Here is a 16,368-nt window from a genome sequence, read left to right on the forward strand (position 1 = left end):
GCGATTTATAATCTTAATTTTTGCTCTACTATCAAAAAGAGCCTAAGAATATACACCATAAGCAATTCTGCCAATTAAATTGTGAATTTCTTCTCTTCCATATTGATTAGTGGTAAAATCGAAAGGCACTTTACCTCCTAAAGCTTGATTTGGAGAAAACATCCATTCATTAAATTTGGTGTTTTCATCGAATACAGAATAGCCAAAAGAATATAAATCAGCTAAAGCAAGAATTTTTTCGCTGATGGTATCGTTGAATTTTTCACTTCCTTTTTTGTTGATTAAAGTGGAACGCGTAACGGATAATGCTAAAGCCAATGCGTCGTAATCTAAATTGGCCATTTTCTTGAAAAGCACCAGGTAAGACTTTGAAATTCTATTTTCAATAATATCCATTTTTTGTGTGCTTGTAAGACTGTGAATGGGGACCTGAGTGTTCACTCCCGAGTAATATTGGGTGGGCGCTTCTTTTACAAAGCTGAGGTTTTCTTCGGTATATAAATATTTTTTTGACATGGGAGTATGTTTTTATACTTTCTATAGTACAAATATACTCCTTTTTTTTCGATTTTACAATTATTAAAATAATTTATCCTCAATTAGTTTCTGATTATCAGTGGTTAGGGTTCTCATACCTTTCTTTTTGATCAGTAGAATATTGAGCTACTATTTTCTACTGTAGTGTTTAGTTGATGATAAGCAACCACAAAAAGATAGGATTTGTTATAATAGGAAACCAATCCTAATAAAATTAAGATGCTTACAGGGAAATTTACCAGCTGTTTAATGTGCTAAAATAAAAAGTAATCTCTTTAACTTGGTCAAATCCTTCCATAGTTGAAAATATTAATTTTCAACTATGATCAGGATGACAGTTGTGGATGTTGGGAGGCAAGCGAGAGGGGAAAAGCAAAAGCGTTAGAGCACTTTTGCTTTTCCCCTCTCGCATGAAGTATGACCCTAGCCTTATGTCATCCTGAAGTGATTTTCTTTTTTCAACTGGTTGGAAATAGAAACTTGCGAAGGATCATGTCAGTTAATTGACTATTCACATTATTGATGGATTAGATATATTTACTGGTAAAGTAAAATACAGGTATCAAAATTAAAGGAAGACCTATTTCGCATTACAGCCTATCCTTTTCTCCAAACGTATCTCACACCTAGTGTAAACCATCTTGGAGGCATTGGAACAGCTCCGGCTTCTACGTATTTTGCATCAAGAATATTACTTACATCTGCATAAATTGAAAAGTCTTTGATGTCATAATTTGCTCTTACACTCAATAAATTATATGGCGTATTTAATTCTCTTTCGATGAATCTATTGTTGATTTGAATAGAAAAATCAGCGTAAGCATAATTCAATCCGATAATCAATTGATTTCTTAATGATTCCAAAACGTATTTCGATTGAATATTTTCTTCTGATTTATAACTGGGTTGAAGGAAGGTGTAATTGACATTATATCCAATACTGTGCTTATTTTTAATTCTGAATTGTTGTGAAACATTCGCATGAATTCCGTGTACTAAATTTTCTCCAATATTGATAGGTGAATAAGGTAAGGCCGGCGTTTCTCTCACCCAATCGATATAATTGCTGATTGAACGGTAGAAGTAACCACCTTTAATTTTGAGTGTTTTTCTCTTGTATTGAAAATTGGCTTCATAGGCCCAAGCATCTTCAGGTTGAATATTTGGGTTTCCAACATTGGCCGGAGCTTGATTCAAGTATAAATCCGTAAATGATGGAATTCTTTGTCCTGAACCCGCACTAGCATAGATTTTCCAATTTGGAGAAAAACGATAAGCGAAATCTATTCCTGGATAGACTTGCCAGTCATAGTCTGTATTATAATTCACATAAGTTCCTGCAGTTAAAATTAGCTTTCGCCAAAATACTTTTCTGTATTCTAGTGAAATTCCGTGATTATCTCTTGTGTGTTGACCAATATTTGAACTGTTGATTTCATCAAAACGAGATTCCCAACCCAATCCGAAATCACCAATTTTTGTTTCAACACTTGTGTTTAATTCTGCCATAAAAGCATTGGCATAATGTTTTGAACGTGCGATATCAATGTCTTTTCCTAAATAACGATAATCATCTTCATTGTATCGATTACTGATTCTTGGAGAAATTTTAAATCTGCCCAATTGATGGGTTGAAGAAAGGCTAAATAAAGTGGTTTCCACAGTTTCATGAGAATTGAAATCTCCAGGAGCTGCATAAAATCCATTCGCACCAAAGTCGCTATAAGTGTAACCGCCCATCCATTCTATGCCGTTTTTGACGTTTACTTTGTGTTTTCCTGCATAAAAAAGTCGTGTGTTATTTTGAGCGGTGTTGTAACGTTGACCATTATAAGAATCTTGACTCATTGTGATTAAATGATTCTGTTTTTTGGTGTTGAAATTTCCTGTCAATTGAAGGCCGCCACCTCCATAAATACCTTCTCCATCTCCCTTTTCTTTTTCTTCAAAAGAGGAACCTGCATAAGTATTTACCGCCACAAAAGATTGCTCATCGCTTTTGGTTACTATGTTTATCGTGCCAGTTAGTGCATTAATTCCATAAACTCTAGCAGCTGGACCGCGCAAAACTTCAATGCGCTCAATTGCATCTAATGGGATGGGAATATTCATCATATTATGCGCTGTTTGGGCGTCTAATAATTTTACACCGTTCAGCAAGACAAGCGTTTGTTCAAATGAACCTCCGTCAATGCTAATGTCTGCTTGGTTTCCGAAAGGACCTCGTTGACGCACATCAACACCACCAACATAGGCCAGCAACTCGTTTACAGTTCTTGCAGGAAGCTTTTTAATTTCTTCTGCCGTAAGCACATCTATATTTCTTGTGGCTTGATTAAATGGAGTTTCTAATCTGTTCCCTTGAATAATTACCTCTTCATAAGTTGTTGTTTCTTTTTGTGAAAAGACGGTAAGTGTTGAAATTATGAATACGGATAAAGCTATTGTTTTCTTCATTTTAAATAAATTCTAAAATACTATTTCTTATTATTTTCGGCAAAGGTGCTATATTTGAAATTCTTAGCTGTAGTCCAGTTTTGTAAACCAATGTAGTCCAGATTTGATTTCAATAACTCAATTTATTCGCATAGACAGAAGAAAGTCTGATTCGCTTTATCTTCAAATTGCTTATCAGCTCATCAACGCTGTTCAACGAGGTTTGATTCCAGTAGGTGTGAAACTGCCGGGAACACGTGTATGGAGCGAGGAATTGGGAGTCCATCGGAAAACAATTGTAACCGCTTTTGAAGAATTGGAAGCACAAAATTGGATAGTAATAAAGCCTAAAGTGGGCGCTTTTGTTCAAAATCCTGAGTTAAAATCTGTAAAAAGTACCCAATTGGCTTCAAATCTTCGTGATTCCACGAAAAATGCAAAGTTTTCATTTAATAAGTCATTTATACTTTCTTCGCCATTCGAAAATGAGAAGAGTAAAATGGTGTGCAATGACGGTCAGCCAGATTATAGAATTATAAAAACCCAAGAGTTATCTCGTTTTTATAGTGGAGCTTTGAAACGCAGGAATATTCAGAGTAATATTGGGAATTATGCCATTCAGGAGAATGATTTTTTTAAGGAACAGCTCAGTTTCTATTTGAATCTTTCCCGAGGTTTTCACATTTCGAAAGCACATTTGCTTGTTGCGAAAAGTAGAGAAATGCTTTTTTACACTTTAGCAAAAATGTTGTTCAAAGAAAATGATGTTGTTTTGGTTGGGGAATTAAGTTTTTTCTCCATGAATATGGTTTTCGCACAAGAAAAAGTAAAGATTAAAACAGTTCCTTTGGAGAAGGATGGGATAGACGTTTCTTACATCACAGAAAATTTTAAGAAGGGAGAATTGCGCTGTGTTTATTTGAATCCGCAGCAAAGTTATCCTAGTACTTCTGTTTTGTCAATGGAGAAAAGGAAAGCCTTGATTGAATTGGCGGAGGAATATGATTTTGTCATAATTGAGGACAGCGAAGATTTTGAATTCAACTACGAAAAACAGGTTGATTTACCAATGGCTGCTAGCAATTCCAACGGACGAATCATTCATTTGGGTTCACTTGGAAAACATTTACATCCCACATTTCAGTTGAATTTTATGATGGCTCCACCCGATTTTGTGGAAGAAGCCAAAAAGCATGTTTCTGTTTTAAATCCACAAGGGAATTTTGTGTTGGAACAAGCCTTAGGAGAAATGATTGCAGAAGGAGATTTTTTTCGTTATCAAAAGAAAGCGTTGAAAATCTATAAAGAAAGAATGATGCATTTTGAATCCTTGTTAAAGCACTATTTTGGAGACTTAATTCAATTGGAAAGACCGAAAAATGGTTTTGCTTTTTGGATAGAATTTAAAAAGCAAATTTCATTAACCCAACTTGCACAAGAATTGAAAAAACGTGATGTTTTCCTCCCAAGATTATGTATGTACCAAAACAAGAATCAAACAGCACTTCGATTGGGATTTGCTCATTGGAATTTGGAGGAAATGGAAGAGTTTGTGGAGTTGTTTTGGGAAGGGTACAAGGAAATAACATAAAAAAAACCGTGAAAATCCGCGTTGCTTCTTGAAGCATCCGCGTCAGCGCTCTGTTGAGCAACGTCGAAACACGCGTGCCATTACAGCGCAACTTCACACCTCAAGCTCTAAACCCCAACCTCTCCCCACCGATGTCCGATAAAAATCAACCAACTCAAATCCACTTCTAAAACTCGAAGCAACATCTTTTATCAACAAAGCATCTTCTTTACGCTCAATTCCCTCTTCAAAACTAGTTTCCATCTCAGAATTCTCAACTTTCTCCAAAAACAACATTAATTTCCTTAAACTTTCCACTCCTTCATTTACCGAAATTGAAAAATCGGCAGAAGTAACGCTTCTCACAAAGGTAATTTTGGAAATCGCCCTCGACATCAAAACATTCAATCTGCGGTGACCTTGCTCTTGATTCAAAGGACCAAAACGCTTGTGGAAATCTCCGTTTTCATTTTTGGCATAACCCAAACTGATAATTAAATGTTCACATTGGTCTCCTTGCACATTTTCTAAGGATTGAATAAAAACCGATTCCTTATCTTCCAATTGATCCAAATAATTAGTTGGAATTTTGTCGAGAATCGCTTTCAATTGGGTTTGACTAAAAGCCACCAATCCAAAATTGAATTCTTTGTTTTTTACTTTTTCAATGATGATTTTAGAAACAATTTCCGCTTCTTTTTCATTGCTTCGTTCATCAAAAACTCCATCTGTCGTAATCAACTCAATTGGCTTTTGAGGATGAGGTGTTGGGAAAGTTTTTAATTGATTTTCGTAAAAGTACTGATTACTAAAAGCAATTAAATTGGGATGAACAGAGCGATAATGGTGCGTTAAAATCACATTTTCCCAATAAAAGCTGACATGGTGCAAGGCATCCGACTGGTGAAGCGTTTTCTTTTGGAAATAAAATTGCGGAGCCATTTGTTGTTGATCCCCGGAAATAACAACTCGTTTTGAACGCTGCACAGCGCCCACAATATGACTTAATGGAATTTGACTGGCTTCATCAAACACGGCTAAATCAAATGCATAATTTATGGGTAAACTTTTGGCCACACTGTATGGACTGCATAAAAATACGGGATGTAAAAGTTGAATCCACAATCGGGCTTCGCTTTCCAATAATTCTCTAACACTTGGAAAAACACGTTTCTTCTCAAATGATTTGACTAAAATTGATTTTCCTTTCCGCAAGTCTTTTTTAAGCTGCTTTTCTTCTGTTGTTAATTTAGAAGCTGGCGTTTGTAGAAGCGTATGGTATTCTTCAAACTTTTGCTTTATATTTTGCGTAATTGACTCACCAAATTCAGTTGATTCTTGATCAAAAGCTTGAATAATATTCTCAATTTTACTTTTTAAGATTTCTCCAGTCGTTTCGGCTAGAGTTGGAAATTGACCTTTAAAATCTTTCCAATGTGAATTGTAAATCGCTGTATTGGCCTTTTCCAGTGAATTTACCTCTATTAAAACGCTTTTGCTTTCCTCTGAAATTTCATTTAATCGAGAAATATTTTCAATCATTAAAGGAGTTTCTTTTTTGATTGCTTCCAATTGTTCCAAAATTGGAGAGTCATCCAAGGAGAAATACTGACGGACTTGTTGTTGAATTTCGTTAAGAATTATGCCAGATTTCTTTAATTCCAAACGTTCATTTTCTGATAATTCAAACAATAATTGAATGTCATTTTTATCTGTAGAATTAATCTTGTTTATAGCATAGTTTATATGATTTAAAACAGCAATCTCATCTGGTAATTGGAGTTTACGCAACTTCTCTTTTGTGAAAATTATATCGCGTTTTACTGTGTTCAATTCAACGAGATTCTCCAAAGCTTTTTTGGTGTCCAACATGCTCAAATGCGTAAACTTTGAAAGTTTATTTCGCATCATCCAAGATTTGAAACTGTATTTTTTGTTTTCGGAAAGTGCTAAAATGTATTCGTTGAGTTCTGTCAGACTAAAACTTTTATCCCACAACCCTTCCTCGGCTTTTAAAACTTTTTCTTTTTCAATTAAGACAATAAAAGCACTGTAAAGTTTCAAGAACTTTTTTTGAAGTTTACTTTCCTTCTCAAAAACAGCAATTGGCAATGCTTGGTCGTCATGATAAAACAAGGAAACCAATCCATTCAATTTGATTTTCTTGTTCAATTCAGCAATAGAAATGGATTTGTCTTTTAACTTATTCAAATGTCCAATGATTTGATTGGTCGCATTTTTAATTTCTTGAATTGAATAATGCGATAGCCGAATATTTCGCCAAGCCCCAAAAACGGGAAAGTTATTTTTTTCTAAAGTTTCAAGAATAGTTCTGTCCCTTTCCCAAATTGGAATTGAAGGTTTTTTAGATAGATAAATCGAATCTTTTTCAATATTAAATTTCGATTTGAACTCGCTAAATGATATTCCACCAATTAAATCTTTTTGTCGTAATCGCGCTAAAGTTAAATCTAAACCTTGCACTAATAATTCGTATTGCTGACCAACCCGAATTTGATTTGAATCTCTACTTTCAAGAAAATTCCATGTGCTTTGTAAAGAGCGTACAAATTGTTTTGCTTTTAATTCATGGTGATATAAAACGCAGAAATGATGAAGATTTTTCTCCTTCAATTTATCATAAATCACTTGTAAGGCGACCGCTTTTTCGGCAACCAACAAAGTACTTTTATTCTCCCCTAAAGCTTTTCCAATCAAATTCGCAATCACCTGAGATTTTCCTGTTCCCGGTGGACCTTGAATGACTGTGTTGTTGGTTTTCACTTTTTCAATTGCCGCTTGCTGACTCACATCCGCAGGAAATAAATAATGATTAGACAAAGAAAATTCTTCGTCTGTGGAACTCTCCCCAAATAAACTTTTTAGCGATTCATTGATTTTCGGAGCTTCTAAAATGGCATCAAATTCTTTTTGAAGCACAAAACGATGTGGATGAAAATTGGCGATCCAAACTCCATTTTCAAATTCCGACTTTAAACCTAATTCATTTAAGACTTGGATTGCTTCTTCAGCGTCAACCGGCAAGTGTTCAAGAGAAAGCGTAATCAATAACAATGGATTAATGTAAAAGTCTTCCAGTTGCTTAATTTCAAACTTGCCATTGAATCTATTGCGATGAATGGCTGCATCCGCCAATAAGAATGGCATTTCATAACGCTGATTTTCAAATTCAAAAGCTATTTTCCCTTTCGCAATTCCAAAAATAGGAGAAGCACTTTCTTTTATACTGTCCCGATGTTGTTTGAATATTTTCTTGAGAAATGTATTGGATTCAACAACGAAAGTTTTCTCCTCCTGATAAACATCATCAATTGCGAAAGCATTTACATCAGGAAGTAGGTTCAGCAAAACGTCGTTTTTATTGGGCATCAAAAGACCATTTCTCCATTCTTCTATTTGCTTTCGTATTGTTGTCATTTCGTAAAGCGAAAATAGGGTTATTTTAGGAATGTTAGATGAGAAGAAGTGTTTTATGACTAGATGATTAAAAAATATTACAATCTACAAGCTGTTATAAATCTATACTCGAGAAAATTAGAGAACTAACTTAACCATTGATTAGTTATAAAGCCATACTCGTATAAGGGTTAAGAAAATTAATCTTAGATTTGTAGATACAGGGCGTTTAAATTGGTCAGTTTTATAATCCTGATTTTGCTACTTTTGAAAAGTATATTTGATTGAATAGATAATTATAAGGTTTACTGTAATGAAAAATATTGTTTTAATTCTCTTTGTATTATTTGTAACAATTTGTAGCGGACAAAGTAAGTTAGATTCGTTATTTGAGAGATTAAATCAAACAACAACCGATTCTGTAAAACAACAATTATGTTACAGAATTATTTTGGAGTCTTCCTCAATTAGTGTTGACTCAGGATATAACCAGGCTAAAAGATTTATCCATTTAAATATTGAAGAAAATAACCTGAAATTATTAGCGAGTAATGTGAGGGCTTTGTTTGATCTATATTATCAGAATGGTGATCGAGATAATATACTAAAATTATGTCGAAAATATGCAGCTTATTTTAAAGAAAGAGACTATACCATAGGTTTTTTTCAAATGAATTTTTTGCTTGCTGCTCATTTTCAGTCATTGGCTGATTATAAAACATCTTCAAAATATTATACAGAAATTATTAATGCTGCCGACGATCAGGTGAGTAGTGAGCGTGCTGCAAAATCTTCCTGTTACAACAAAAGAGCAGTATCTCATATTATGGGAGGTCGATATTTGAAAGCTACTTCGGATTTGGATTCTTCGTTGTTTTTGGTCGACACAACAGATTTATCTTCTGTAATAGGGATTTATGGAGGATATAGTCAATTGTACATGGAATTAGGAGAGAAAGAAAAAGCACTCGAATATTTAAAAAAAGGAATTGAAGCATCAGATAGATATGAATATAATATGTTTAAGATTAAGACCAGACATTCAATGTCTAATTTTTATTTAAAATATGAAAACTATTCTAAGTCTGAAAAATATGCATTAGAAGGGATGACTTTTATTAATGAAGGAGAGGAGTATCTGAAGGTCATTTTTTCAAGACTACTTTGTGATATTTATATAAAAAGCAATCAAATAGGAAAGGCTGAAATACAATATGGGGAGTTTTTGAAGATGGCAAAAAAGCTAAACATGGAAGAGCAAATTGCTTATGCACAATATATTTCCGGTAAAATTTTCATTAATAGAAAGGACTTTAAAAATGCTTTAAATGAATGTAAAAAATCATGGGGCTATTATAAAGATAAGAGCACCCCAAAACCAAATGTTTTTGTTTGCGAATGTTTGGTTGATTCTTACGAAGGTGTAGGAGAGTATGAATTAGCTCTGACCTATTACAAAAAACAATCAAGCTACCAAGAAGAGATTTCTAATGCTGATAAGGTTCAGGAGGCGCTTCGGCAAAACTACCTATTAGATCTTAAGCAGAAAGAGGAAGTGTTTAAAACTAAAAGACTAAATAGCGAACGGCTAAATAAGCAAAAACTGAAATTAAAGAACCAGTTAATTCTGGGTATAAGTGTATTTTCAATTCTATTAATAGCTTTAATATTTGTTATCGCTAAAAATAGACAACGAAAAAGAGAGATAATTAATTCCACTGAAAAAACGAAGGCTCAAGAAAAGTTTTCTCAGCAATTATTAAAGTCTCAAGAAGATGAAAAAGTTCGGATCTCTAGAGAGTTACACGATTCTGTAGGTCAAGACTTAATACTTATTAAGAGTAAAGCACAAATAGATAATCATAAGGAGTTAGAAGTAAACATTTCTACAGTTTTAAACAGGGTGAGAGAAATTACACAAGGTCTGCATCCTTTTGTTTTAGAACAATTTGGCTTAACCACAGCATTGAAAAAACTGATCAATTTAATAGATGTTAATACCGATATTTTTATAACTGAAGAAATTGAAGATATAGATAATTTATTATCAAAACAGCAAGAATTAGATGTTTATCGGATAGTACAAGAGCTTACAAATAATATTATTAAACACTCAGATTCTCCTTCCGCTGTTATTTTTGCTAAAAAAGAAGCTGACTTCATTTTAATAAGTGTCAAAGATTATGGTAAAGGATTTGATTGGAACGGAAAATCTACTGCAGACAATAGTTTAGGAATGAAAACAATGCAGGAACGTGCTAAAATTTTGAAAGCTGACTTAAATATTGATTCTAAGTTAGGAAAGGGAACTACTATTTATTTGAAAATACCAATTAACAATGCCTAGAATAGTTATAGCAGACGATCACCCATTATTATTAGAAGGTTTATACAACCACCTAATCAAATTAGGGTATACCAATTTAAGTAAAGCTGTTGATGGTAGTGAAGCATTGCGATTAATCCAAGAAGAACAGGCTGATATTGCTATTTTAGATATTGAGATGCCGTTTATGGATGGATTATCTGTTGCTAAGCATTGCCAAGAACAAGATTCAACAACTAAATTTATTATTTTATCTTACCATAAAGAGCCAGAATTTATTGTTCAAGCAAAATCTTTGAATATTGCTGGATATATTTTAAAAGAAGATGTATTAAGTGAAATAGCAAATTGTATTAGAACGATTATAGATGGTGAGCAGTATTATAGTAAAGTTTTTAAAATTCTTGAAGAGGGAAAAGTTAAAACATCCCTTAATCTGCTCGAAAATCTTTCTCCCTCTGAATTGAAAATACTAAAACTAATTGCTCAGAGTTACTCTACTCGAGACATTTCAAAACAGCTTTTTATTTCTGAAAGAACTGTTGAAAAACACAGAAGTAACATTATTATCAAGCTTAACTTAAAAGGAAAAACCAATAGTTTGTTTGCATGGGCCATTAAAAATAAAGGAGTTATATAATTTATTCTACCTTTCAAAAAATCAGAATTTACTTCAAAATACGTAGTAGTAAGTAGCTATTTCCGTAGTGCTACGTATATTAATAAAGTAACTACCGTCCTATTTTTGTAGGATCATGAAAAGGACATTATTTACACTCTTATTTTTACTTGCTCTCTACTCGAATGCGCAAGTAACTGCATCATTTTCAGCATTGCCTAGCGGTGGAACTTCTATTCCACATACAGTGTTTTTTACTGACCAATCGACATTTCCAGACACTTGGTTGTGGAACTTTGGTGATGGAAGTACATCTACAGCTCAAAACCCAATCCACACATATACCAGTTATGGTGAATATGCCGTCAGTCTTTCCATTCAAGATACGATGACAGGAGCTTCTGATGTTGAGAATAAAATTGCTTATATAAAAATATCAGCCCCAGAAGCAGACATTGGAGGACCAACATTTGGATATTTTGGTTGTGGGCCTCTAACAGTCAATTTTCTTGATGCATCTGTAGCGAACGGTTCACCTATTGTGGGTTGGTTATGGGATTTCGGAGATGGTACTACGTCAACAAATCAAAATCCTTCACATACTTACAATACTTCTGGGGTTTATACTGTTTCCTTAACCATTACAGATAGTTTCGGTAATACCGACTCGGAGTTATTTACGAATATGGTACAAACTATTGGACCTAATTCAAATTTTCAAGTCAGTAAGAGGCTTATACAGCCCAATACGAGTGTTACTTTTACAGATTTAACCACTTTCGGATCTCCAGCTGTTGGTTGGAGCTGGAATTTTGGAGATGGTAGTCCTAATTCCAATTTGCAAAACCCATCTCATACATATACTACTTCTGGTGATTATACAGTTAGCTTAACAGTTACTGATCTTGATGGTTGCTCCAGAACACTTACAAGAACAGCGTATATTAAGGTTCTAGATTGCCCAATAAATGTAACAGAAAATAATGACACTGGTGAATGCGAAGCAAGTGTAGTACTTCCAGATTTTCAAGGCATAACTAATGGAAATGCTGTAAATTTAGATGGGGTAAATGATTATATTAATGCGCCTCTTCCTGCTATATTCAATAATATTGGGACAAATGATTTCACTATTGAAATGTGGGTGAATAGAGCAGCTGGTTCTTCTACAAGGAGAATGTTTTTTGCACAATTAGATTTGAATAATTTTACAAGTATAATGTTATCCTCGTCAGGTGAACTTTTTGTATATGTAATAGATAACGGCAATGTCTATAGCGTAAATTCTCAAAATAATATCCCGATAAATCAATGGACACATTTGGCTTTTAGGTGGAACGCAAGTTTAAATAAAATTACTGTTCTAATCAATGGTATTGAATTATTAAGTACGATTTCTGGAGGAACAAGTAGTTTTGGAAATGATAATACTATGACTATTGGTGCTAAAACGGATGGTTCACAGGTTTTTAAGGGTGCAATAGATGAGGTGCGTATCTGGAATGAAGAAAGAAGTACGGCGGCTATTGTCGCTTCTATGAATTCATGCGTTTCTGAAACAGTTCCAAATTTGGTTGCGTATTATCGTTTGGATGAAATTCCTGGAAGCACAACAGTAAATGATGAAACAGGAAACGGTTATTCAGGTGATTTAATGAATAGTAATACAAGTACTGCTTGGAATGAAGGAACTATTTCTTGTGATGGATATGCAACTAACGATTTCACAAATACAAATAATGCTTCTGGAGTTTATCCAATCGGAAATACTACAGTAACATGGACAGCAACTAATGCTTTAGGAGATTCAGTTACGTGTACACAAGATGTAACAGTGGTAGATAATGAGAATCCAACCATTACATGTCCTGCTGACATTACTATCAATACAGATGCAGGATTATGTACTTCTACATCTCCAATTGGAACAGCAACTGGAACAGATAATTGCGCAACGCCTACAATTACAAACAATGCGCCTGCGAGTTTCCCTATTGGAAACACAACTGTCACTTGGACTTCAACTGATGCAGCGGGAAACTTTGTAACGTGTGATCAAATTGTAACAGTGGTAGATAATGAAAACCCAACAATTACGTGTCCCGCAGATATTACAATAAATACAGATGCAGGATTATGTACTTCATCGTCTCCAATCGGCACAGCAACAGGAACGGATAATTGCGCAACACCTACAATTACCAATAATGCACCTGCAAGTTTCCCTATTGGTAACACAACTGTCACTTGGACTTCAACAGATGCAGCTGGTAACTTTGTAATCTGTGATCAAATCGTAACGGTGGAAGATAATGAAAACCCAACGATTACGTGTCCTGCAGATCTTACCATTAATACAGACGCTGGTTTATGTACTTCAACTTCTCCAATTGGAACAGCAACAGGAACGGATAATTGCGCAACACCTACAATTACCAATAATGCACCTGCGAGTTTCCCTATTGGAAACACAACCGTCACTTGGACTTCAACAGATGCATCGGGGAACTTTGTAACCTGTGATCAAATCGTAATGGTGGTGGATAATGAAAATCCAACGATTAGTTGTCCTGCAGATATTACAATAAATACAGATGCTGGTCTATGTACTTCTACATCTCCAATTGGCACAGCAACAGGAATGGATAATTGCGCAACACCTACAATTACCAATAATGCACCTGCAAGTTTCCCTATTGGTAACACAACTGTCACTTGGACTTCAACAGATGCAGCTGGTAACTTTGTAATCTGTGATCAAATCGTAACGGTGGAAGATAATGAAAACCCAACGATTACGTGTCCTTCAGATATTACTATCAATACAGATACGGGTTTATGTACTTCTACAACTTCTATCGGCACAGCAACAGGAACAGACAATTGCGGAACGCCTACAATTACCAACAATGCGCCTGTAAGTTTCCCAATCGGAAACACGACGGTGACTTGGACTTCAACAGATGCAGCGGGTAACTTTGTAACGTGTGATCAAATTGTAACAGTGGTAGATAATGAGAATCCAACAATCAGCTGCCCTGCTGACATCACTATTAACACAGATGCTGGTTTATGTACTTCTACATCTCCAATTGGGACAGCAACAGGAACGGATAATTGCGCAACACCTACAATTACCAATAATGCACCTGCGAGTTTCCCTATTGGAAACACAACCGTCACTTGGACTTCAACAGATGCAGCGGGTAACTTTGTAACTTGTGATCAAATCGTAACAGTTGTAGATAATGAAAATCCAACGATTACGTGTCCTTCAGATATTACTATCAATTCAGATGCAGGATTATGTACTTCTACATCTCCAATCGGCACAGCAACAGGAACCGATAATTGCGCAGCGCCTGCCATTACCAACAATGCGCCTGCAAGTTTTCCTATCGGAAATACAACTGTAACATGGACATCAACAGATGCTGCTGGTAACTTTGTAACGTGTGATCAAATCGTAACAGTTGTAGATAATGAAGATCCAACCATTACATGTCCTGCTAACATCACTATTAACACAGACGCTGGTTTATGTACTTCAACTTCTCCAATTGGAACAGCAACAGGGACGGATAATTGCGCAACACCTACAATTACCAACAATGCACCTGCAAGTTTCCCTATTGGTAACACAACTGTAACTTGGACATCAACAGACGCAGCGGGTAACTTTGTAACGTGTGATCAAATTGTAACAGTGGTAGATAATGAAAATCCAACCATTACATGTCCTGCTAACATCACTATTAACACAGACGCTGGTTTATGTACTTCTACATCTCCAATTGGGACAGCAACAGGAACGGATAATTGCGCAACACCTACAATTACCAATAATGCACCTGCGAGTTTCCCTATTGGAAACACAACCGTCACTTGGACATCAACAGATGCATCGGGTAACTTTGTAACGTGTGATCAAATCGTAACAGTTGTGGATAATGAAAATCCAACAATTAGTTGTCCTTCAGATATTACTATCAATACAGACGCTGGTTTATGTACTTCAACTTCTTCAATCGGCACAGCAACAGGAACAGATAATTGCGCAACACCTACAATTACCAACAATGCACCTGCAAGTTTCCCTATTGGTAACACAACTGTAACTTGGACATCAACAGACGCAGCGGGTAACTTTGTAACGTGTGATCAAATTGTAACAGTGGTAGATAATGAAAATCCAACCATTACATGTCCTGCTAACATCACTATTAACACAGACGCTGGTTTATGTACTTCTACATCTCCAATTGGGACAGCAACAGGAACGGATAATTGCGCAACACCTACAATTACCAATAATGCACCTGCGAGTTTCCCTATTGGAAACACAACCGTCACTTGGACATCAACAGATGCATCGGGTAACTTTGTAACGTGTGATCAAATCGTAACAGTTGTGGATAATGAAAATCCAACAATTAGTTGTCCTTCAGATATTACTATCAATACAGACGCTGGTTTATGTACTTCAACTTCTTCAATCGGCACAGCAACAGGAACAGATAATTGCGCAGCCCCTACAATTACCAACAATGCTCCTGCAAGTTTTCCTATTGGAAATACAACTGTAACATGGACATCAACAGATGGAGTTGGGAATTTTGTTACATGCACACAAGTAGTAACAGTTGTAGATAATGAAGATCCAACGATTAGTTGTCCGGGAAACATCATCGCTTATGCGGATGACAATTGCGATTTCATATTGGCAGATTACACGGCACTAGCTACTTCTAGCGATAATTGCACCTCCTTACCAATAATCACACAAAGTCCAATTGCAGGAAGTGTTTTGAATGGAGCAGGAATTCATGTTATCACATTAACTGCTACGGATGATTATGGAAATACTAGCGATTGTACATTTGAAGTAAATCTTATCGATACTATTTCTCCAATTGTAAACTGTCTTTCAAATCAAACGGAAATTTTAGATGAATTCTGTCAGTTTATTATGCCCGATTACAGTTTAATGACTGATTTATCAGATAATTGTTCAGATGAAATTTACGTTACCCAATTCCCAGAAGCAGGAACTGTTTACGATGGAGTTCAAAACTTACCTATCACTTTAACATTTGAGGATATTTCAGGAAATATCACAACATGCAATTTCGAAATAGAAGTAATTACAGATGGGATAAATCCTGGGTGTTTAGAGGATATATTTATTACAACTCTATTGACTCCAAATGGAGACGGAAGAAATGACACATGGATTGTTCGAGAATTGGATTTCATAAAAGATTGTACAGTCCAGATTTTTAACAGATGGGGTCAAAAAGTATATGAAACAGTTAATTATCAGAATGATTGGGGCGGTGAATATAAAGGTGAACAGTTGCCAGATGGGGCATATGTTTATGTGATTATCTGTAATGACGAAATCAAATATTCAGGTCCATTAACGATAATGAGTTCATCAAATTAATAATGAGTTACAATAGA

The 16,368-nt window shown here is 35.2% G+C and carries 7 protein-coding genes; 4 read left to right on the plus strand and 3 right to left on the minus strand.

Annotation, left to right across the window (positions count from 1 at the left end):
• Nucleotides 1-42: 42 nt before the first annotated feature.
• Complete coding sequence (locus DIT68_RS10975; RefSeq protein WP_109359853.1) at nucleotides 43-516, minus strand: antitoxin Xre/MbcA/ParS toxin-binding domain-containing protein; 474 nt, start codon at nucleotides 514-516, stop codon at nucleotides 43-45.
• A gap of 618 nt (nucleotides 517-1,134) precedes the next feature.
• Complete coding sequence (locus DIT68_RS10980) at nucleotides 1,135-2,994, minus strand: TonB-dependent receptor plug domain-containing protein (RefSeq protein ID WP_109359854.1); 1,860 nt, start codon at nucleotides 2,992-2,994, stop codon at nucleotides 1,135-1,137.
• 103 nt (nucleotides 2,995-3,097) lie between these two features.
• Between DIT68_RS10980 and DIT68_RS10985 the strand changes: the two genes are divergently transcribed.
• Complete coding sequence (locus DIT68_RS10985; protein WP_109359855.1) at nucleotides 3,098-4,564, plus strand: aminotransferase-like domain-containing protein; 1,467 nt, start codon at nucleotides 3,098-3,100, stop codon at nucleotides 4,562-4,564.
• A 93-nt stretch (nucleotides 4,565-4,657) separates the two neighbouring features.
• Here the strand turns inward: DIT68_RS10985 and DIT68_RS10990 are convergent, their stop codons facing one another.
• A complete protein-coding gene (locus tag DIT68_RS10990) occupies nucleotides 4,658-7,981 on the minus strand; it encodes a DEAD/DEAH box helicase (RefSeq protein WP_109359856.1) in 3,324 nt (1,107 codons plus the stop codon).
• A gap of 292 nt (nucleotides 7,982-8,273) precedes the next feature.
• Here DIT68_RS10990 and DIT68_RS10995 point away from each other — a divergent pair, with 292 nt between their 5' ends.
• The 3 genes from DIT68_RS10995 (at nucleotide 8,274) to DIT68_RS11005 (ending at nucleotide 16,351) form a co-directional block, all read left to right on the plus strand.
• Nucleotides 8,274-10,307: a tetratricopeptide repeat-containing sensor histidine kinase gene (locus DIT68_RS10995; RefSeq protein WP_109359857.1), complete on the plus strand. Its 2,034-nt coding sequence runs from the start codon at nucleotides 8,274-8,276 to the stop codon at nucleotides 10,305-10,307.
• Nucleotides 10,300-10,926, plus strand: coding sequence for a response regulator transcription factor (locus DIT68_RS11000; RefSeq protein ID WP_109359858.1), 627 nt, complete (start codon nucleotides 10,300-10,302; stop codon nucleotides 10,924-10,926). The genes DIT68_RS10995 and DIT68_RS11000 overlap by 8 nt, the downstream gene beginning before the upstream one ends.
• 115 nt (nucleotides 10,927-11,041) lie before the next feature.
• Complete coding sequence (locus DIT68_RS11005; protein ID WP_109359859.1) at nucleotides 11,042-16,351, plus strand: HYR domain-containing protein; 5,310 nt, start codon at nucleotides 11,042-11,044, stop codon at nucleotides 16,349-16,351.
• The last annotated feature ends 17 nt before the right edge of the window (nucleotides 16,352-16,368 follow it).

It is taken from the genome of Brumimicrobium oceani (assembly GCF_003143775.1).
Lineage (GTDB): Bacteria > Bacteroidota > Bacteroidia > Flavobacteriales_D > Crocinitomicaceae > Brumimicrobium > Brumimicrobium oceani.

Coding starts and splice junctions, on each gene's coding strand:
- DIT68_RS10975 (WP_109359853.1), bottom strand. CDS start 516: ATGTCAAAAAAATATTTATATACCGAAGAAAACCTCAGCTTTGTAAAA.
- DIT68_RS10980 (WP_109359854.1), bottom strand. CDS start 2,994: ATGAAGAAAACAATAGCTTTATCCGTATTCATAATTTCAACACTTACC.
- DIT68_RS10990 (WP_109359856.1), bottom strand. CDS start 7,981: ATGACAACAATACGAAAGCAAATAGAAGAATGGAGAAATGGTCTTTTG.
- DIT68_RS10995 (WP_109359857.1), top strand. CDS start 8,274: ATGAAAAATATTGTTTTAATTCTCTTTGTATTATTTGTAACAATTTGT.
- DIT68_RS11000 (WP_109359858.1), top strand. CDS start 10,300: ATGCCTAGAATAGTTATAGCAGACGATCACCCATTATTATTAGAAGGT.
- DIT68_RS11005 (WP_109359859.1), top strand. CDS start 11,042: ATGAAAAGGACATTATTTACACTCTTATTTTTACTTGCTCTCTACTCG.